At 59.3% G+C, this 19338-nt stretch carries 17 protein-coding genes; 5 read left to right on the top strand and 12 right to left on the bottom strand.

Annotated elements, in window-relative coordinates; translation table 11 throughout:
- Window position 1: 1 nt before the first annotated feature.
- The 6 genes from U6037_RS23100 to U6037_RS23075 are packed head-to-tail and all read right to left on the bottom strand — an operon-like array spanning window position 2 to window position 6203.
- Complete coding sequence (locus U6037_RS23100; protein WP_322844650.1) at window positions 2-1711, bottom strand: NAD(P)/FAD-dependent oxidoreductase; 1710 nt, start codon at window positions 1709-1711, stop codon at window positions 2-4.
- 19 nt (window positions 1712-1730) lie between these two features.
- The gene (locus tag U6037_RS23095) at window positions 1731-2216 is read right to left on the bottom strand and encodes an aromatic-ring-hydroxylating dioxygenase subunit beta (RefSeq protein WP_322844649.1); all 486 of its coding nucleotides are present in this window, start codon (window positions 2214-2216) and stop codon (window positions 1731-1733) included.
- Entirely contained in the window at window positions 2197-3495 is a 1299-nt protein-coding gene (locus tag U6037_RS23090; RefSeq protein WP_322844648.1) for a Rieske 2Fe-2S domain-containing protein, read from the bottom strand. The genes U6037_RS23095 and U6037_RS23090 overlap by 20 nt, the downstream gene beginning before the upstream one ends.
- 14 nt (window positions 3496-3509) lie before the next feature.
- Window positions 3510-4442 (bottom strand): iron-sulfur cluster-binding domain-containing protein, encoded by a 933-nt coding sequence (locus U6037_RS23085; protein ID WP_322844647.1) that lies wholly within the window; start codon window positions 4440-4442, stop codon window positions 3510-3512.
- Complete coding sequence (locus U6037_RS23080) at window positions 4439-4855, bottom strand: DUF4440 domain-containing protein (protein WP_322844646.1); 417 nt, start codon at window positions 4853-4855, stop codon at window positions 4439-4441. The genes U6037_RS23085 and U6037_RS23080 overlap by 4 nt, the downstream gene beginning before the upstream one ends.
- Window positions 4836-6203: an MFS transporter gene (locus U6037_RS23075; protein WP_322844645.1), complete on the bottom strand. Its 1368-nt coding sequence runs from the start codon at window positions 6201-6203 to the stop codon at window positions 4836-4838. The genes U6037_RS23080 and U6037_RS23075 overlap by 20 nt, the downstream gene beginning before the upstream one ends.
- A 105-nt stretch (window positions 6204-6308) precedes the next feature.
- On the opposite strand from U6037_RS23075, the gene U6037_RS23070 reads away from it, so the two are divergent.
- The gene (locus U6037_RS23070) at window positions 6309-7196 is read left to right on the top strand and encodes a LysR family transcriptional regulator (protein WP_064118987.1); all 888 of its coding nucleotides are present in this window, start codon (window positions 6309-6311) and stop codon (window positions 7194-7196) included.
- Window positions 7197-7451: 255 nt separating this feature from the next.
- Here U6037_RS23070 and glpD read toward each other — a convergent pair whose 3' ends face one another.
- From glpD to U6037_RS23050, 4 genes are all read right to left on the bottom strand, one after another.
- A complete protein-coding gene (gene glpD / locus U6037_RS23065) occupies window positions 7452-8987 on the bottom strand; it encodes a glycerol-3-phosphate dehydrogenase (protein WP_322844644.1) in 1536 nt (511 codons plus the stop codon).
- A 246-nt stretch (window positions 8988-9233) separates the two neighbouring features.
- Window positions 9234-9989 (bottom strand): DeoR/GlpR family transcriptional regulator, encoded by a 756-nt coding sequence (locus tag U6037_RS23060; RefSeq protein WP_007916700.1) that lies wholly within the window; start codon window positions 9987-9989, stop codon window positions 9234-9236.
- A gap of 95 nt (window positions 9990-10084) precedes the next feature.
- Window positions 10085-11587, bottom strand: coding sequence for a glycerol kinase GlpK (gene glpK / locus U6037_RS23055; protein ID WP_007916698.1), 1503 nt, complete (start codon window positions 11585-11587; stop codon window positions 10085-10087).
- Window positions 11588-11664: 77 nt separating this feature from the next.
- Window positions 11665-12516, bottom strand: a complete 852-nt coding sequence (locus U6037_RS23050; protein ID WP_064391976.1) for an MIP/aquaporin family protein — start codon at window positions 12514-12516, stop codon at window positions 11665-11667.
- Between the two features lie 362 nt (window positions 12517-12878).
- On the opposite strand from U6037_RS23050, the gene ybaK reads away from it, so the two are divergent.
- On the top strand, window positions 12879-13349 hold the full coding sequence (gene ybaK, locus U6037_RS23045; RefSeq protein ID WP_003227741.1) for a Cys-tRNA(Pro) deacylase: 471 nt from the start codon (window positions 12879-12881) through the stop codon (window positions 13347-13349).
- Window positions 13350-13444: 95 nt separating this feature from the next.
- Window positions 13445-14227 carry a PhzF family phenazine biosynthesis protein gene (locus U6037_RS23040; RefSeq protein WP_242206654.1) on the top strand — a complete coding sequence of 261 codons (783 nt, stop codon included), beginning with the start codon at window positions 13445-13447 and terminating at the stop codon, window positions 14225-14227.
- Window positions 14228-14346: 119 nt separating this feature from the next.
- Here U6037_RS23040 and U6037_RS23035 read toward each other — a convergent pair whose 3' ends face one another.
- Together U6037_RS23035 and argF are read right to left on the bottom strand one after the other, a co-directional pair.
- Window positions 14347-15456 (bottom strand): ABC transporter ATP-binding protein, encoded by a 1110-nt coding sequence (locus tag U6037_RS23035; protein ID WP_322844643.1) that lies wholly within the window; start codon window positions 15454-15456, stop codon window positions 14347-14349.
- On the bottom strand, window positions 15453-16373 hold the full coding sequence (gene argF, locus U6037_RS23030) for an ornithine carbamoyltransferase (RefSeq protein ID WP_242206651.1): 921 nt from the start codon (window positions 16371-16373) through the stop codon (window positions 15453-15455). The genes U6037_RS23035 and argF overlap by 4 nt, the downstream gene beginning before the upstream one ends.
- 403 nt (window positions 16374-16776) lie before the next feature.
- On the opposite strand from argF, the gene U6037_RS23025 reads away from it, so the two are divergent.
- The gene (locus U6037_RS23025; protein ID WP_007916677.1) at window positions 16777-17067 is read left to right on the top strand and encodes a hypothetical protein; all 291 of its coding nucleotides are present in this window, start codon (window positions 16777-16779) and stop codon (window positions 17065-17067) included.
- Window positions 17068-17201: 134 nt separating this feature from the next.
- On the top strand, window positions 17202-19307 hold the full coding sequence (locus U6037_RS23020) for a molybdopterin oxidoreductase family protein (RefSeq protein ID WP_322844642.1): 2106 nt from the start codon (window positions 17202-17204) through the stop codon (window positions 19305-19307).
- Window positions 19308-19338: the final 31 nt, after the last annotated feature.

Here is a 19338-nt window from a genome sequence, read left to right as displayed (position 1 = left end):
GTCAGCAGTAGCGGTACTGCGAGTGCAAGTCGTCGAGCGGGTTACCGGCAATCAAATCGCCGCCCAGACTGCTGATCACCGCACATGCGCCATTGAGCGCAGTTTGAATCGCGCCTTCGGCCCAGCCGCCGGTGAACGAGGCGCCGCAACCGGCGAGGTACAAACCGGTGTCCTGTTTCGGATCGAGGGCGGTGCGGAACTGGTAGAACAGGCGCTCGGAGTAAATGTCGTCGCCGGGGAAATTCAGCTTGAAAGCGCCGAGTGCGTGCTTGTCGGTCAGCCAGTCGTATTCCAGAACGTAGCGCTGGTAGTCGCCGTCGAGCGGGAGCAGGTGGCTGGCAAATTCCGGCGCGCTCATCGCCAATTCATCGACCAGACGCAGGCAGCGTTGCACCTTGTCGGTCATCGAAACCATCTTGTGCGAGTCGTCTTCCCAGGTGTAACTGATCAGCACCACGCCCCAGGAGTCCGGATCGTGCGGTGCGTAGTCGAGGCAATACACGCCCTTGACCAGGGTGTCGGTCTGGATGTTGTGCGCCAGGCCATGTTTGAGCCAGAACTTGTCCTTGGTCAGGATAAACAGCTTGGATGAGCCGACCATGTGCGTTTCATTGATCGCCCGCGCCACGTCGCGATTAACGAAGGCCTGGTTCTGCGTGAGCTTGAGGTTCACTTGCAGGGCGCGGGTCGTGGTAGTGGTGATGACGCGATCACAGGCATAGGTTTCGCCGTTGCTGCCGGCCAGCAGGATTTCGCCTGTGGGCCCTTTGTTGATCGATTCAATGCGCGTGCGACAGATCATGTCGCGCACCTGAATGCCGTTGAAGGAGGTGTCGGCAATGCGCTCGGCCAGCGAGGAAATACCGTTGGGCACCAGACGCTGATTGACCTCCAGCGCATTCACCACCAGGCGCAGGATCTCGGTGAACGAGGCACGGTACACCGACTGGAAACCGCCGGAGCCAATGCCCAGCGAGCCGAACAGATGGAAGTCTTCAGGCTTGCGCCACGGCTTGCCGCCCGGCGGGTTTTTGCCGGTGAAGATGCGCACCATCGCCGAGTAAAAGGAGCTGTCGCCGAAGCAGTCCAGATAGCGTTGCCACTCGGGCTGCACTTCGCAGTAATTGTGCTGCTTGAGCAATTCGGTGATCAACAGCGGTGGCGCCAGGCACGTGCCGTCATCGAGGGTGACGCCTTCGCTGAGAAAGGCGATCCAGCCCTGGTGCACGGTGCTGAACAGCGCCGGCGGCGGCTGCATAGCCGCCCAGTGATGAGCCTCGCCACGGTAGTGGATTTCGGTGTCGACGACGCCTGGGTCGGGAAACGCTTCGGTGGTCTGGATGCCGAAACGATTAAGGTAGTGAAACAGCCCGACCTCACTCGGCGGAAAGCGCATGGCGCCCATTTCCGCGATGAATTGTGGCTGTTCCTCATCAAAACACTGGGTCAGCAGACGCCCGCCGACATGCGCAGGTTCGGCTTCAAACAGGGTGACGCGACGTGCCCCGGCGCGCAGCAATTCGTAGGCGGCGACCAGCCCGCTGAGGCCGGCGCCGACGATGCCGATGTGTTTCTCGGCAGTTTCCGCTGGCAGGTAACCGATGGCTTCATCGGCACTGCGCAGGAACTGGCCATAGTCATACAGCAGATCGACGTAGGGAAAAGACAGGCACGCGGACGCCTGACTGACATCATGGGAAATAGGTTTCACAGGGGGACTTCTCGATCGATCAGATAATGAGCTGCAGGCTTTCAAGGGCGCGTGCGGGGTTGAGCAACAGGATTTTCTTGCCGTGAATCTTCCAGGTGCCATCGATATTGATCAGTTGATGTTCGACGGTCACCGGGTAGTGCCATTCGCTGTCGCCGCGCGCTTCGCAATAAAGCATGTTGGAGCTGGCGAAAGCGCTGAACGAGGCTGCGTCGAGGGTGATGCGCGGGCGCTGGGCGATGTGCAGGCTGCGACTCTTCGGCTGCTGGGAAAAGTTGCGCGCGTTGGCCAGCCGATTGATCCGCAGCGTGGTCAGAAAGCGGTCCTCATACACCAGCGATGATTCGTGCAACGGGCTGACCTGTTCGCGGGTCATCGGGATCCAGTAGTGGTAGTCATCGCTGAGCAATTGCTGCCAGGCGGCGAAATCCTGCTGGTCGAGCAAGTGCAGTTCGGTCTCGATCAGTTGCTCGATGGCGTGGTGATTAGATTGATCGTGTTGCATGGTCGTCCCGCATCAAGTGCTGCCAACTGTTATAGAAATTACGCATGGCCATTTCGCTGGTGCCGGACACCACTTGGCTCTGCGCGTAGGATTCGTTCGGGCTGAACAGGCGGGCGACGTTGACCCATTCGTTGGCGTCGCTGCCCAGGCCTTCCATGGCCCGTTCGTACATTTCCACGTCGTCGTGGGCGACCATCGAGCAGGGCGAGTTGATCAGGTTGTTGTACTGCACGGTTCTTTCCAGCAACTGCACGGGCGCGCCTTGCAGTTCGAAGATCCACGACTCGACGATGGTCTCGCGGGCGCTGACCGGTTTGATCACGCGCAAGGTCTGGATCGGCCCCTTGACCATCAGGTTGGGGAAATACACGGTGTTGTGGCGGGTGTCGTCGAGGATCGCCCGGGCCTGCTCTTCACCGTAGTTTTCGACCATCAATTCCCAGTAACCGGGGATGTCGGTGTAGGCCTTGTGGATCGAATTGCTGACCCCGGTGTGCCCGTGGCCATTGGGCCAGACCCGAATGCCCATGCCGGCGAAAAACTCGTAGGAGGCCATGAACGGCGAGAACAGTTCGACGGCCATCGGTGGCTTGCCCTGATCGCCGGATTCCTGCCACAGGCGTATCGCTTCGCCGGCCGAAGATTCGTGGGCGATCATCGGATGGCAGGTGTCGGTCTGGTTGTCGACGACCATTTTCCAGTTGCAGCGATGACGGTGCAGCAGCGGCTGGCCGATCACTTTCAACTGACCCAGCGGCGAGCGCATGACCATGTTGTCGAGCGTCGACAGCGACTCACCGAAAAACGCCTCGAAGCCGATGCCGTCTTCCGTCAAACGGACAAACACGAAGCCGCGATAGTTGTGCACCGCGTTCACCGGGCGCATGCCCTTGTGCGCGGAACAACTGCTGAGGTCGCAGTCGTCGTACTCCTTTTTCACCGGAATGCTCAGCAACTCGCCGTCAGTCTTGAACGTCCAGGCGTGATACGGGCAACGCATGAAGCGGCCGACATTGCCGCGCGCTTCGGCGAGGACTTTCACACCTTTGTGCGGGCAGCGGTTGTGCAGCACGACGATGGTGCCGTTCTTCTGCCGAACCATCGCCAGTGGCTGTTGTGCGAGGGTGGTGGTGAAGTAGTCACCGGTTTCGGGGATCAGGCTGTCGTGACCCAGGTAACACCAGCTCGCGGCGAACACGCGCTGCTGTTCCTGTTCGAAAAGCGCCTGATCAAGGAACAGAGATTTATGCACTTCCCTGCCATTGAAATAGTTGTCCAACGGGGTGTCCTCTCTCAGATCGCCAGTTTCAGGCGCGGGCTTTTTGCGCGCGAGACGCAGGGGTAGATTCGTGCACTGCAGGCCGCTTCCTGTTCGCTCATGATGAAGTCGCGGTGATCGACTTCGCCTTCCAGTACATCCAGCGCACAGACGCCGCATTCACCACGACGGCAGTCATAGAGCGGATCGAGTCCGGCCGCTTCCAGGGCTTCGAGCAACGACTGTTGCGGGCCGACATTGACGCTGACGCCGGAGTCTGCCGCCTCGATGACACAGCCTTGTGCGGCGTCATCGCGGGCAACGTTGAACACTTCCAGATGGATCTGCTCACGGGCCAGGCCAGCGTTTTCGGCGTGGCTGAGCACTTCACCGAGCATTGCCGCCGGGCCGCAGACATACAGACGGTCATCGGCGCGCAGATCGGCGAGCACTGCGCTGATCGCCGGGCGACTGCCGGAGAGGTGCAGTTGCATGCGTTCCTGCAACTGGTCTTGCAGGTATCGGGCATAGACCGCGTCGTCGGCGCTCTTGGCGAAATAATGCAACTGCGCCGGGCGGTTCAACACGCTCAGGTGGCGCAGGATGCCGGTCAGCGGCGTGATACCGATGCCGCCGGCAATCGCGATATCACGCCCGCTGTCAGCGTCGAGCGGGTAGTTGAAGGTGTTCAACGGACCTTCAAGTTCCACGCTGTCATTGACCGCCAAGGTGCGGATGTACTGGCTACTGATGGAGTCTGGCGAGAGGCGGATGGCGAAGGTGAACCGGCCATCCGCAATCTCGTCCACGTGCACCGTCGAGTAATGCCGACAGTCGTCCAGGCCCGGAATCAACCATTTGAAGTGCGCACCGGCATGAGTCATGTCCGACAGGGAGGCGGGACCGCTGACGGTGACTTCCTTGATCGATGCCGAGAGCATCCGGCAGTGGGTGACGGTGTACTTCATGCAGGTTTTTCCTGGTTGATCGGTGTTTCGTGCAGGTACAACCACTGAACGTCGTGGTGCTGGACACGCAGGATCGCCAGCGAAATACGTGAGGTTTCACTGTGGTTCAGGCGATGGGTTTCCTTGTAGCGCAGGGCCACGGTCGAACCTTCGTGCCAGACCGTGTGCAGGTCGCTGATCAGAATCTCCAGACCTTTGCGGGCACCGACGGCGCCGTTGAACAGTTGCTCGACTTGTGCCCGACCGACCACGGCGGCCGAGGTGGTGACCATGCTGAAGTGCTCGGCGAACACCTCCATCAGCGGCGCGATGGCGTTTGCGCCGGCACCGTCGGCGTCGGTGAAGACGCGGTGAATCAGTTCGTGCACGTGGTGAATACTGTGTTGCGCTCGTTCAACCAGGTTGTTGTTCATGGCATTCCTTTGGAGGGTTCAATTGACTCATCTGAAACAGCGGGAACAGCCCGACCAGAGCGGCAATCGCGAAGGTCGCGTGGTAAGCCTGTGTGGTATCGAACTGCTTGAGCAGCACATTGAAGATCATCAGAAACAACGCGGCACCGAGGCTGAACGACATCTGCCGATTGATGTTCCAGATCACGCTGGCCTTGTGCGTATCGCCGCCGGCAAAGTCCATCAGCGAGGTGGTCTGCGCGGTGTTGGCGCCGATGCCGCCACCAATGCCCATCAGGCTGTAAGCGATGACGATCACCCACAGGTCCGCCGGGTCATTGACCAGCATCAGCGTGGCGATACCGGCGCTGTGCAGGAGCATGCCGAGGGTGAACAGGCGTTTCGCGCCGACGCGGTTGTAGACCCGACCACAAATCGTCATCGCAATGAACGCGCCGATGGCGTAGAGGATCATGAACATCCCGGTCAGCCGGGCGCTGAAGTGCAGGGTGTTCTGCAGGAAGAAAATGCTCATCAGGTTGACCCCGGTGAACACGCCGGGAATCGCGTAATAGATGAAGATCGAGGTGCTGAGCTTTTTGCTTTTGAGCAGGCTCAATTCGATGATCGCGTTGCTGCAGCGGCGGTAGTGCCGCAGGTACAGCACGATGAACAGCAAGCCTGCCGCGACACAGCTCAACGCGGCCAGCGCCGGGTAGTCGCCGCCGTACAACGACATGCCCATCAGCAGGCTGGCGAGTGCGGCACTGACCAGCAACAAACCTTTGATGTCCGGGCGTGGCAGGTGCGCTGGTTTGCTTTCCTTGATCCACAACCACGACAGCCCGGCCGCGATCAACGAAAACGGGATGTTGCTGTAGAACACCCAGCGCCAGGAGCTGCTGTCGACAATGATGCCGCCGACCGTCGGTGAAATGGCCGGAGCAATCAGCGCCACGGCCATCACCAATGTGGAGATTTTGGCGCGTTGTTCACCCTGAAACAGGTTGAAGGTCAGCGCCTGACCGACCGGAATCAGCAGCCCGCCACCGATGCCCTGAACGAAACGCCAGATCACCAGTTCGTGGAAACTGTCGGCCATGCCGCACATCCACACTGAACCGCTGAATACCAGCATCGATGCGGTAAGAATATCGCGGCTGCCGAAGCGCCCGGCCAGCCAGGTGCTCACCGGAATAATCAGGGTCAGGCCAAGAATATAAGCGTTGGCGACCCACGCCACCGATGAAGTACTGACTTGCAAAGTTGCCGATATACTCGGCAATGCCACCGCCGACATAAATATGTTTATACAGTCAATAAAGAAGCCGATCAGAAAGATCAGCGCGATCTTATAGCGATAGTTCATGTTGAATCCCCTTTGCCGCGCAGCATAGGGGCGATGGACTTGAAGTGTCGATACGACTATGCTTAAAACAATGTTTGACAGGATTTAACAGTGAGCCATAGCGCCATGCACTCTCATCTTAATCGGGTTCAGACCTTCCTTGCGGTGGTGGATTTTGGTTCTTACACCAAGGCTGCGAATTATCTGAGTATCAGCAAAGCCATGGCCAGCCTGCATGTCAAGGCGCTGGAAGAAGTTTTGTCGGCAACCTTGTTGATCCGCAATACCCGCAATATTTCGCTGACCGAAATAGGTCAGGAGTTTTATGAAGAGTTCAAGGGCATTGTCGCAGACATCGACAATGCCTTTGATAATGTCCTCAAAGGTAATAATCGGGTGTCCGGAAAGTTACGGATTAGTTCGACCAGTGAGTACGGTGAGAAGTATATTCTGCCGTTGATTCCGTTGTTCTCCGAGCGTTATCCGGAAATTCGTTTGTGCTACAACTTTAACTCTTCATTGAACGATCTTGTCGCGGAAAAGCTTGATCTGGTGATTCGCCTGGGCAACTTGGCGGATTCGGCATTCAAGAGTCGCAAGTTGGCCGATTATGAAATCGTGCTGGTGGCCACCGAGCAATTTCTCGCCCGACATCCGGTGCGTGAACCGCAGGATCTGAACAATGTGCCGTGGATTGCCAACAGCAATTTACAGGCGCCGACCCAGTGGACATTGCGCCTTGGGCAAGGGCAGGGTGCCGAGGTCGGCGGCACCAGCCACTTTGAATCGAATTCTTCGACGGCGATTCGTTCGATGACGTTGTCGTCGCTGGGGGTATCGGTTTTGCCGGCGTGGGTGGTCGCAGAAGACATCGCCGCCGGGCGTTTGGTGCGCTTGCTGCCGGAGTATTCGCTGCCTTCGCAGTCGATCAATGTGGTGTTTCCCAATACTCCGCACCTGCCCCACAAGTCGCGGGCGTTCATTGATTTTCTGTTGTTGCATTTGGCGCAGTGATGCAGCCCTAAAAGCCCCTCACCCTAGCCCTCTCCCAGAGGGAGAGGGGACTGACCGCGTCGTCCTTGCGAGTTACGCCGACCTGAAATATCGAGTCGACCTCAGAGTTTGAAAAGCCCTGATCGACTTTCCCTTTTCCCCTCGCCCCCTTGGGGGGAGAGGGCTGGGGGGAGGGGGGCCTGGATCTTGTTGGCACAACAAAAAGCCCCTGAATCTCACAATTCAGGGGCTTTCGTTCAAGCGACGGTGCGAAGATCAGGCCGCTTCAGTCTTGCGGTTCTGTTCAACCTTGCCCAGATAAGCCGCCAGTTTTTCCTGCTCCGCCGGGGTGGTGAACAAACCGAGTTTGCTGCGGCGCCAGAGAATGTCATGCGCCGTGGTCGCCCACTCTTCGCTGCACAGGTAATCAACTTCGCGGGTGTAAAGCCCGCCACCCAGGTGTTCGCCCATGTCGGCCAGGGTTTCCACCCCTTCAAGCATGCGCCAGGTGCGGCTGCCGTAAGTGGTGGACCAGCGACGGGCGATCTCGGTCGGCACGAAGTCGAACTTGTCGCGGATCAGCGCGCTCAAGGCTTGCGGGGTGGTCATGTCTTCGCCGCCGGGCAGGGTGGCGGTGGCCGTCCAGCTCGGGCGCATCTGGGTGAAGAATGGCAGCAACTGCGCCATCGCCGACTCGGCGAGTTTGCGGTAGGTGGTCAGCTTGCCGCCGAACACCGACAGCAGTGGCGCTTCTTCCGTGTTGCCGGACAAGGCCAGGGTGTAATCGCGGGTGACCGCCGACGGGTTGTCGGATTCGTCGTTGCACAATGGGCGCACGCCCGAGTAGCTGTGCTGGATGTCGTCGCGGCTCACCTGTTTCTTGAAGTGGGCGTTGACCACTTTCAACAGGTAATCGGTTTCACCGTCAGTAATCGCCACTTTCGCCGGATCGCCGGTGTATTCGCGGTCGGTCGTACCGATCAGGGTGAAGTGGTTCAGATACGGAATGGTGAAGACGATGCGCTGATCTTCGTTTTGCAGAATGTGCGCGTGATCACCTTCGTACAGTTTCGGCACGATGATGTGGCTGCCCTGAATCAGGCGGATGCCGTACGGCGATTCCATCTTCAGGTCGTCACGGATGAACTTGGCAACCCATGGGCCGGCGGCGTTCACCAGCGCTTTGGCGGTGATCGAAAACAGGCTGCCGTCGGCGCGCTCCAGATTCAGGTGCCACAAGCCTTTGGCACGACGGGCGCTGACGCAACGGGTCTGAGTATGCACGTGGGCGCCTTTTTCGCGGGCGGCCATGGCGTTGAGTACCACGAGGCGGGCATCGTCGACCCAGCAATCGGAATATTCGAAGCCTTTCTTGATTTCGCTTTTCAGCGCGCTGTCGGCGCCGAACTTCAGGCTTTTCGAACCTGGCAGTTTTTCGCGCTTGCCGAGGTTGTCATACAGGAACAGGCCCGCACGAATCATCCACGCAGGGCGCAGGTGCGGACGGTGCGGCAGCACAAAGCGCATCGGTTTGACGATGTGCGGCGCTTTGGCCAGCAGCACTTCGCGCTCGGCCAGCGCTTCACGCACCAGACGGAATTCGTAATGTTCGAGGTAGCGCAGACCGCCGTGGATCAGCTTGCTGCTGGCTGACGAGGTGTGGCTGGCCAGATCGTCCTTTTCGCAAAGGAACACCGAAAGCCCGCGACCGGCGGCATCCGCTGCGATCCCCACGCCATTGATCCCGCCGCCAATAACGGCGAGGTCGTAGATCTCGGAGAGAGGGGGCGTACGCAAGGTAGAGGTGGACATCGGCTGGCCTCGGGCTCTTTGATTTTCTATATTGGAAATCGAACATGAATGTTCATTTGCGAAAATGGTAGCCCATAAAGACGCGCGCAGCCAGTCGCATTCGATTGAAAAAACTCATCGAAGGGCGGTTAAAAGAAAATTTTCGAACATTAAAAGCAAAAGATCGCAGCCTTCGGCAGCTCCTACAGGTCAAGTGAACCCATGTAGGAGCTGCCGAAGGCTGCGATCTTTTGATCTTGAGGGTTTTTAAACGACTTCCAGGCGAATCTTGTGCTGACTCAACAACTGCGCCAACGCCGGCACCGGCTGCTGATCGGTCACCAGGCAATCGATCAGACTGATCGGCCCCAACCGGATCATCGCGTTACGGCCGAACTTGCTCGAATCCGCTGCCAGAATCACCTGTCGCGCATTGGCAATGATCGCCTGCGAAACCCGCACTTCCTGATAATCGAAATCCAGCAAACTGCCGTCTTCATCGATCCCGCTGATCCCGACCAGGGCGAAATCAACCTTGAACTGATTGATGAAATCCACACTCGCCTGGCCGACCACACCGCCGTCACGGCGCACATTGCCGCCGGTCAGCAGCACATCGAAATCATCCTTGGCACTGAGCATCGACGCTACGTGCAGGTTGTTGGTGATGATTTTCAGGTGATTGTGATTGAGCAGGGCGCGGGCAATCGATTCGGTGGTCGTACCGATATTGATGAACAGCGAGGCGTGATCGGGAATCTGTGCCGCGATGGCTTCACCGATGCGTTGTTTTTCATCGCGCATCTGGTCGGCGCGCATTGCATAAGCGGTGTTTTCGACGCTGGAATCGTAAGCGGCGCCGCCATGATAACGGCGGAGCAGATTGGCTTCGGCGAGCTGATTGATGTCGCGGCGAATGGTTTGCGGGGTAACAACGAACAGCGTAGCCATTTCCTCGATGCTCACATAGCCGCGTTCGCGGACCAGCTCGAGGATTTGCTGCTGACGGGGAGGCAGATTCATGGGGCTTCCTTTGGGCTGCCGTGCAAAATTTGCCCATGATGCCGCAGGAATCCGCTCCCGACCAGTTAGTTACCTGTCAGTCTCTGCAGGTTGGCTTATTCGGCGTCCTCACGCGCCCAGTCACGGGTGCGGCTGACGGCTTTTTTCCAGCCTTTATAGAGTTTCTCTTTCTCCACTTCGTCCAGGCTCGGTTCGAACTCGCGCTCGATTACCGCTTTGCCGCGCAGTTCTTCCAGGCTGCCCCAGAAACCGCACGCCAGGCCGGCCAGGTACGCCGCGCCGAGTGCCGTGGTCTCGCGCATTTGCGGGCGCTCGACTTGCGTGCCGAGGATGTCGGCCTGGAACTGCATAAGGAAGTTGTTGGCCACCGCACCGCCATCCACGCGCAGGGCTTTGAGGCGTTCGCCGGAGTCCTGCTGCATGGCGTCGAGCACGTCGCGGGTCTGGTAGGCGATCGATTCCAGCGCAGCACGGATGATGTGATCGACGCGCACACCGCGCGTCAGGCCGAACAGCGCGCCACGGGCATACGGGTCCCAGTACGGAGCGCCGAGACCGGTGAACGCCGGTACCAGGTACACGCCGTTGCTGTCCTTCACTTTGTTGGCGAAGTATTCGGTGTCGTGGGCGTCGTTGATGATTTTCAGCTCATCGCGCAGCCACTGCACGGTCGAACCGCCGTTGAACACTGCGCCTTCCAGCGCATAAGCGACTTCGCCACGCGGGCCGCACGCGATAGTGGTGAGCATGCCGTGCTGGGATTTCACCGCTTTGTCGCCGGTGTTCATCAACAGGAAGCAGCCGGTGCCGTAGGTATTTTTCGCCTGACCCGGCTCGACGCACATCTGGCCGAACAGGGCGGCCTGCTGGTCGCCAGCGATACCGCCGATGGCAATGCCGCTCTTGGTGCGACCGTAGATTTCCGAGGAGGCCTTCACTTCCGGGAGCATTTCGCGCGGGATGTCGAGGATCTCCAGCATCTTCGAATCCCACTCCAGCGAGTGGATGTTGAAGAGCATGGTGCGCGAGGCGTTGGTGTAGTCGGTGACGTGCACCTTGCCACCGGTGAATTTCCAGATCAGCCAGCTATCGACGGTGCCGAACAGCAGTTCGCCGTTACGCGCACGTTCGCGGCTGCCTTCGACGTTGTCGAGGATCCACTTCAGTTTGGTGCCGGAGAAGTACGGGTCGGTGACCAGACCGGTGTTGTCGCGGATGTACTCTTCGTGGCCGTCACGCTTGAGCTGCTGGCAGATCTCGGTGCTGCGGCGGCACTGCCAGACGATGGCGTTGTACACCGGCCGGCCGGTGGTCTTGTCCCAGACCACGGTGGTTTCACGCTGGTTGGTGATGCCGATGGCAGCAACCTGGTCGTGGTGCAGACCGGCCTGGGCCAGCGCTTCAACCATCACTGCGCTCTGGGTGGCGAAGATTTCCATCGGGTCGTGTTCGACCCAACCGGCCTGTGGGTAATGCTGGGCGAATTCGCGCTGCGCGGTGCAGACCACGTTCGCATCGCGGTCGAAAATGATCGCGCGGGAGCTGGTCGTACCCTGATCGAGGGCAATGATGTAGTTCTTATTCTGAATGTCGGTCATGTCGATTGCCTTGGACGAAATAAGGGAGAGTGGGCCGTGGCGCAGGCTCTATTGGGCAGGAGCCTGCGCCGACTGTTTCAAGAAGTTCTTGGTTTGCCGTCAATGGCCGGTTCTGCATCCTTTGTAGCAGGTGTGGCGCCGGTCAGGTGACGGGCGATGAGCCCGCGATACCCGGCAGCGCCGAGGCAGGCACCGACAATCGGTGCAAAAATCGGAATCAGGAAGTACGGAATATCGCGACCGCCAGTGAAGGAAATTTCACCCCAGCCGGTGAAGAAAGTCATCAGTTTCGGGCCGAAGTCACGCGCCGGGTTCATCGCGAAACCGGTCAGCGGGCCCATCGAGCTACCGATCACGGCAATCAGCAAACCGATCAGCAGCGGCGCCAGCGGGCCTTTCGGCAAACCGTTGTTGTCGTCGGTGAGGGACATGATCACGCCCATCAGGATCGCGGTGATGATCATCTCGACCAGGAACGCCTGGGCGGTCGACAGCACAGGATTGGGGAAGGTCGAGAACACCGAGGCCAGCTCAAGGCTGGCAGCCGAGCCGCGAACCATTTGGTGAGTTTGTTCGTAATCGAAGAAAAGATTGCTGTACAGCGTGTAAACCAGCAATGCACCGCAGAACGCTCCAGCGATCTGCGACAGAATATAGAACGGTAGTTTGCGCTTTTCGAAGTCGGCGAAAATGGCGAGTGCGATGCTCACGGCCGGGTTCAGGTGCGCGCCGGAAACACCGGCGGTGAGGTAGATCGCCATGCTCACGCCGACGCCCCAGATGATGCTGATTTCCCACAGGCCAAAGCTGGCGCCCGCGACTTTGAGCGCGGCGACACAGCCTGTGCCGAAAAAGATCAGAAGAGCAGTACCCAGAAACTCGGCCATGCATTGGCTCGAGAGCGTTGGTTGCTGTAAAGCAGTTGTCATTGAAAACCTCGGTTTTTGTTGTTGTCTGGCGTCGTGCCGATAGGGCAGGGCGCGATTTTCACCAAGTAGGAATCCCCATTCCGTTCCCGGTTTACTGCTGGGTGCTGCGATGACGATAATTCTTACATTATTCAGATTCGAAAAAATATAGACAAGAAACAAACCTGTCAAAGGTCGAAAGTGAACCGTCGGTCACAATAAAACTATTCGCTGTGTGAATGATCCTCTGTCATCGGCGCGAGATGGTGCTTGTGGAATGCCTGCAAGCCGCGGGAATCGTGGCTTGGGATAGAGCCTTTTGGGGGCTGATCGCCTAGAATCCGACGCAGCATTTTTCTGTCACTGCCGAGCCTGGAGCTGCCATGACCCCTGCGTTGGACTTGTTGAAAAAAGTTCGTGCCGAACATCGCGTGCACAGTTACGAACATGACCCCAAAGCTGCCTCCTATGGGCTGGAGGCCGCTGAGAAACTGGCGCTGGAGCCGGCGCAGGTGTTTAAAACCTTGCTGGCGGCCAGCGAAAAAGGTGAGTTGCTGGTGGCGGTGGTGCCGGTCGTCGGAAGCCTCGATCTCAAAGGTCTGGCGCATGCGGCGGGAGTGAAAAAAGTCGAGATGGCTGACCCGGCGGCCGCACAGCGCTCCACCGGTTATCTGTTGGGAGGCATCAGTCCGTTGGGGCAGAAAAAGCGCCTGCGCACCTTCATTGATAACTCGGCTCAGGGTTTTGCGACTATTTATGTCAGCGCCGGTCGGCGAGGCCTGGAGGTCGAACTGGCACCCGCCGTGCTCGCCGAGCATACCCAGGCGAAATTTGCCGATATCGGCCGCGCGTGAACGTGATCGCTGTATGCAGAAAATTCGCCGGTTCTGTCACTGGCGCTGATCGCCTCGTGGTTGCATGCTCTGGCGACTGACTTAGGGAGAAGGTTATGCAGCTCGAGTTTCATCAGGTTGACGCGTTCAGTGATCGGCCGTTCAGTGGCAATCCGGCGATGGTCTATCGGCTGGACGCCTGGCTCGCGGATGAGCTGATGCAGAAGATCGCCGCCGAACACAATCTGGCGGAAACTGCGTTTCTGGTACGCGAAGGTCAGGCCTGGCATATCCGTTGGTTCACCCCGACCACCGAAGTGCCATTGTGCGGGCACGCTACGCTGGCCAGTGCTTATGTGCTGTTCGAGATTTACAAGGAAAGCGCCGAACGTATCGACTTCACCTGTAAATCCGGTCCGCTGAGCGTCACACGGGAAGGTGATCGGTTATGGCTGGATTTCCCGTCGATCGTGCCGTCTGAGATTGGTGTGACTGTCGACGTTGAGCGGGCGCTGGGTGTCGAAGCGGTCGATGTACTTGGCTCCAACGAACTGTTTGTGGTGCTGGAATCAGAGCAGGCCGTGCTCGATTGCCAGCCGGACATGGTTGCCTTGGCCAAGCTGCCGTGGCTGGGCGCGATCGTTACGGCGCGCGGCAATCAGCACGACTTCGTCTCGCGCTATTTCGCACCGGCAATCGGTATCAATGAAGACCCGGTGACCGGCTCGACGCATTGCAGCCTGATCCCGTATTGGTCCAAGCGTCTGGGCAAGTCGAGCCTGACTGCTTGCCAGCGTTCGGCACGGGGCGGGGAGTTGTTTTGTCGGCTAGAGGGCGAGCGGGTGAAGATTGGCGGCAATGCGACACTGGTTGCCAGCGGCACATTGTTGTTGGGCTAGTTCAAAAACACCTGTGGGAGCGAGCCTGCTCGCGAATACGGTCGGTCAGTCAAATCATCTGTGACTGATACATCGCATTCGCGAGCAGGCTCGCTCCCACAGTGTTGATCCGGGCTGGATCAGAGGGCGGTACTGTAGCGGCGGACGCCGTTTTCCACTGCCGGGATTTGTGCGGCGGTGCTGCCCGATGCCTGGAACAACACCAGATGTTCAGCGGCTACGCGAATCCCCACCTCCGCCCCCACCTGATGATCAGCATGGCTGGGGAATATCGATTCCAGCTGCGCACCCGTCGGCAGCTGCAGGCGATACAGCGTCGAAGCACCCAGGAAGGTCTTGCCGACAATCCGTGCTTTCAAGCCACTGTCCGGCGCATAAACGATGTCATCCGGGCGCAGCAATACATCCACCGCCCCGCCAATCGGCCAGGTATAAGCCCGATTGCCACGCAGCTCACCCAGTTCGGTCTGCACCGATTCCGGGCTGTCGAGCTGGCCGCGAATGAAGTAACCCTGACCGATGAAGCTGGCCACGTACGGCGTTGCCGGTTCGTGATACAGGTTGTACGGCGTGTCCCACTGCTCCAGGCGACCTTCCTTGAACACACCAACGTGGTCGCTGACAGCGAAGGCTTCTTCCTGATCGTGGGTCACGAGGATCGCGCTGGTGCCACGGGCCTTGAGAATGTCGCGCACTTCATGACTGAGCTTGCGGCGCAGTTCGCCATCGAGGTTGGAGAATGGCTCATCGAGCAGCAGCAATTGCGGTTCCGGCGCCAAGGCTCGGGCGAGGGCGACACGCTGTTGCTGGCCGCCGGACAATTCGTGCGGGAAGCGCTTGCCGAGGTTTTTCAGGTTGACCAGTTCAAGCAGCTCTTCGGTGACCCGCTCTTTGTGCGGGTGCTTGCGAATGCCGAAGGCAATGTTGTCGGCAACGCTCAAGTGCGGGAACAGCGCGTAGTCCTGGAACACCATGCCGATCCGGCGTTTCTCCGGCGCCAAGGTGAAACCGGCGCTGGAGATGGTTTCGCCGCCGAGGGTGATTTCGCCCTCGTGCACCGGTTCGAAACCGGCGATGGCGCGCAGGGTGGTGGTCTTGCCGCAGCCGGAGGAGCCGAGCAGGCAACCGATGTCACCGGCGTTGAGGTGCAGATTGAGGTTCTGCACCACACGTTGATCTTGATAACCGCAAGCGAGGTTGCGCAGGTTCAGCAGTAATTCATGGCTCATGCGTGGTGATATGCCGGTTCAACGAGGAACTCGAGCAGGGCCTTCTGTGCGTGGAGACGGTTTTCTGCCTGATCCCAGGCGACGGAGCGCGGGTCATCAAGCAGGTCGAGACTGATTTCTTCGCCACGGTGCGCCGGCAGGCAATGCATGAACAGCACGTCCTCGGCAGCGAGGTCGAGCAGTGCACGGTTGACCTGGAACGGCGCGAACAGCTTGAGGCGCTTGGCAGTTTCCTCTTCCTGGCCCATTGAAGTCCAGACATCGGTGCTGACCAGGTGCGCGCCACGTACGGCGTCTTGCGGGTCGCGAACGATGGTCACGCGATCACCGGCCTTGGCGACGAATTCAGGGTTGGGCTCGTAGCCTTCCGGGCACGCGATGCGCAACTGGAAGTCGAACTGCATCGCGGCTTCTATATAGCTGTTGCACATGTTGTTGCCGTCGCCAATCCAGGCCACGGTCTTGCCCTGAATCGAGCCACGATGCTCAAGGAAAGTCTGCATGTCGGCCAGCAACTGACACGGGTGCAGATCATCGGACAGGCCGTTGATCACTGGCACGCGCGAGTTGGCGGCGAATTCGGTCAGGGTGCTGTGAGCAAAGGTACGGATCATCACCGCATCGAGCATGCTCGACATGACGATGGCGCAATCGCCGATCGGTTCGCCACGGCCCAGTTGGGTGTCACGCGGCGACAGGAAGATCGCCTGACCGCCGAGCTGGATCATGCCGGCCTCGAAGGAGATGCGCGTACGGGTCGAGGACTTCTCGAAAATCATGCCCAGTACGCGGTTTTTCAGAGGCTCGAACAGTACGCCGCGGTTACGCAGGTCCTTGAGCTCAACGCCTCGACGGATCACGCTGACCAGCTCTTCGGGCGTGCAATCCATCAGGGAGAGAAAGTGCCTTGCGCTCATCATTGACTACCTTTTGCTACAAACCGCAGATGCTCAAAGCCTTGTTTAACGGAACAACGGGCGAGACCTGCGGCGTAAGCCGCACGGGGCGACGAAATAGGGGGAGGCGCGATATTGACACTAAATGTCGCGTTACGCCAATAGGCTACGGTTTTTGCGGGATTCGGAGGGCGCACCGGATGTTGCAGTCGCGCATTTGAAGCCGGGTTCAGGACAGCAGCGAGTCCCTTTGTACACTGGCCTCGCAGGGCTTGGCAATGCGGTGTGGCGGGGATGGAGCACGCTGAGTCGGTTTACGACCGTGGCGCCATGCCACCACTTGGTCGGATGCTCGAGCTGAAACATTTGCTAAAGCAAAGTGCTGGGTTATAAATAAGTTTCGAGCGACGCAGGAAGCCTCCGCATGGAATCGAAAGAAAAACTGTTAATGGAATTGCTGGGCCACACGGCTCGCTCTCTGACCCATCTCACCGCGTCGGTCACCTCAATGTCGTTCGAACTGCTGCGCAGCGAAGACGAAGTCGTCAAGAGCGCCGGCCGCCACATGATCGATCGCATGGCAACCATCAGCGCCGGGCTCGACGAGCACTGGCGATTGATCGGCGAACTCACTGGCGTTCACGTCGCCCATGAGCAGATCGAAACCATCCAGGAAATCCAGCTGGCAGCACCTCCGCAGCTTCCATCGAGTTGAGCGCGGCGGTCTATCGGCTCGCCTGATAACCGTCGATTCACAAGACGAACGTCGCTGGCGCCGGACCTGCGCCGGGGCCATAGTTTTGTTCCCGCGGGCGTGATTGCCCGCCCAGAACAAGACAGAGACTGGCCATGACCAAGACTCTCCATCACCGTGCCTGCCACCTGTGCGAGGCCATTTGCGGGCTGACCATCGAGACTACCGAAACCGATGGCAATGTCGCGATCACCTCGATCAAAGGCGATGCGCTCGACACCTTCAGCCGTGGCCACATCTGCCCCAAAGCCGTGGCGCTGCAAGACATTCAGAACGATCCGGATCGCCTGCGTCAGCCGATGCGCCGGGTTGGCAGCGAATGGTTGCCAATCGAGTGGGACGAGGCCTTTGCGCTGGTGGCCGAGCGGCTGGCGGCGATTCAGGAGCGTCATGGGCAGAACGCCGTGGCGGTCTATCAAGGCAACCCGAGCGTGCATAACTACGGGCTGATGACCCACAGCAACTATTTCCTCGGGCTGTTGAAAACGCGCAATCGCTTCTCGGCGACCTCGGTCGATCAGTTGCCGCATCACCTGAGCAGCTATCTGATGTACGGCCACGGCCTGCTGCTGCCGATTCCGGACATCGACCACACCGATTTCATGCTGATCCTCGGCGGTAATCCGCTGGCGTCCAACGGCAGCATCATGACCGTGCCGGATGTAGAGAAACGTTTAAAAGCGATTCAGGCGCGTGGCGGCAAAGTGGTGGTGGTCGATCCACGGCGCAGCGAGACGGCGGCGATAGCCGATCAGCATTTGTTCGTGCGCCCGGGTGGCGATGCTGCATTGCTGTTTGGCGTGCTCAACACACTGTTCAGCGAAGGCCTGACTCGCGAAAGCCATTTGCCCGTTGATGGGCTGGATGAGGTTCGCGCGGCCGTCGCAGGTTTCACTGCTGAAGCCATGAGCCCGCTGTGCGCCGTGCCTGCCGAACAGATCCGCCAACTGGCCCGCGACTTCGCCGCCGCGCCAAGCGCGGTGTGCTATGGCCGTATGGGCGTGTCGACGCAGGCTTTCGGCACGCTGTGTCATTGGGTGGTGCAGTTGATCAATCTCGTCACCGGCAACCTCGATCGCGTTGGCGGGGCGTTGTGCACAGAGCCGGCGGTGGACCTGGTGGCATCCACCTCGGGCGGGCATTTCAACAAATGGCAAAGCCGTGTTTCCGGGCGTCCCGAGTACGGCGGTGAGTTGCCAGTCTCGGCGCTGGCCGAAGAGATGCTGACTGAAGGCGAGGGGCAGATTCGCGCGTTGATCACCGTCGCCGGCAACCCGGTGTTGTCGACGCCGAACGGGCGGCAACTGGAGCAGGCGCTGGACGGTCTGGAGTTCATGCTCAGCATTGATCTGTACATCAACGAGACCACGCGTTACGCCGATCTGATTCTGCCGTCGACCTCGGCCCTGGAAAATGATCACTACGACACCACGTTCAACCTGTTTGCGGTGCGCAATGTCACCCGCTTCAACCGTGCAATCCTCGCCAAACCCGAGGGCGCGTTGCATGACTGGGAGATCTTTGTGGGCCTGGCCAAGGCCTTCGCCGAGAAAACCGGCAAAGAACTGAAGCCGACCATGCCGCCCTCGAAGATGATCGACATGGGCCTGCGCATGGGTATGTACGGTGACGCGTGCGAACAAAAACTCTCGTTGGCGACGCTGTTTGATCATCCTCACGGGATCGATCTCGGCGCGCTGAAAGCGAATCTGGCGCCGCGTCTGAATACGCCAAACCAGCATGTACAGGCCGCGCCGCCAGAGATCCTTGCCGACCTCGCACGGTTTGCAGCGTTGCAGGCGCCTGCTGCTGATGAGCTGTTGATGATCGGCCGTCGCCATGTACGCAGCAACAATTCGTGGATGCACAACTATCACCGTCTGGTGAAAGGCAAGCCGCGCCATCAGTTGCTGATGCACCCGGACGACCTCGCCAGCCGTGGACTCAACGATGGTCAACGGGTGCGCGTCAGTTCACGGGTCGGGCAGATCGAGGTGGAAGTGCTCGGTAGCCTCGACATGATGAGAGGCGTGGTCAGCCTGCCGCATGGTTGGGGCCATGCGCGTCCGGGCGTGCAGATGGCGATTGCCAGCGGTCAGCCGGGGTCGAGTGCCAATGACCTGACCGATGAGTGTCAGCTCGACGAGTTGTCCGGCAATGCGGCGCTGAACGGCGTGCCGGTCACTGTGGCGGCGGCTTGAGCGTGACCGTCGGGGAGACCGAGCATGGCGC

Origin of the sequence: Pseudomonas sp. B33.4, from assembly GCF_034555375.1 — a bacterium.
Classification (GTDB): Bacteria; Pseudomonadota; Gammaproteobacteria; order Pseudomonadales; family Pseudomonadaceae; genus Aquipseudomonas.
This window is presented reverse-complemented; position numbering and strand designations above follow the sequence as displayed.

Bases quoted from the DNA above. Each gene is read 5' to 3' on its own strand.
- U6037_RS23060 (WP_007916700.1), bottom strand. From the start codon at position 9,989: ATGAATCTGCCTCCCCGTCAGCAGCAAATCCTCGAGCTGGTCCGCGAA.
- U6037_RS23095 (WP_322844649.1), bottom strand. From the start codon at position 2,216: ATGCAACACGATCAATCTAATCACCACGCCATCGAGCAACTGATCGAG.
- glpK (WP_007916698.1), bottom strand. From the start codon at position 11,587: ATGACCGACATTCAGAATAAGAACTACATCATTGCCCTCGATCAGGGT.
- U6037_RS23075 (WP_322844645.1), bottom strand. From the start codon at position 6,203: ATGAACTATCGCTATAAGATCGCGCTGATCTTTCTGATCGGCTTCTTT.
- U6037_RS23080 (WP_322844646.1), bottom strand. From the start codon at position 4,855: ATGAACAACAACCTGGTTGAACGAGCGCAACACAGTATTCACCACGTG.
- U6037_RS23070 (WP_064118987.1), top strand. From the start codon at position 6,309: ATGCACTCTCATCTTAATCGGGTTCAGACCTTCCTTGCGGTGGTGGAT.
- U6037_RS23040 (WP_242206654.1), top strand. From the start codon at position 13,445: ATGCAGCTCGAGTTTCATCAGGTTGACGCGTTCAGTGATCGGCCGTTC.
- argF (WP_242206651.1), bottom strand. From the start codon at position 16,373: ATGAGCGCAAGGCACTTTCTCTCCCTGATGGATTGCACGCCCGAAGAG.
- U6037_RS23020 (WP_322844642.1), top strand. From the start codon at position 17,202: ATGACCAAGACTCTCCATCACCGTGCCTGCCACCTGTGCGAGGCCATT.
- U6037_RS23050 (WP_064391976.1), bottom strand. From the start codon at position 12,516: ATGACAACTGCTTTACAGCAACCAACGCTCTCGAGCCAATGCATGGCC.
- U6037_RS23035 (WP_322844643.1), bottom strand. From the start codon at position 15,456: ATGAGCCATGAATTACTGCTGAACCTGCGCAACCTCGCTTGCGGTTAT.
- U6037_RS23085 (WP_322844647.1), bottom strand. From the start codon at position 4,442: ATGAAGTACACCGTCACCCACTGCCGGATGCTCTCGGCATCGATCAAG.
- ybaK (WP_003227741.1), top strand. From the start codon at position 12,879: ATGACCCCTGCGTTGGACTTGTTGAAAAAAGTTCGTGCCGAACATCGC.
- U6037_RS23025 (WP_007916677.1), top strand. From the start codon at position 16,777: ATGGAATCGAAAGAAAAACTGTTAATGGAATTGCTGGGCCACACGGCT.
- glpD (WP_322844644.1), bottom strand. From the start codon at position 8,987: ATGTCCACCTCTACCTTGCGTACGCCCCCTCTCTCCGAGATCTACGAC.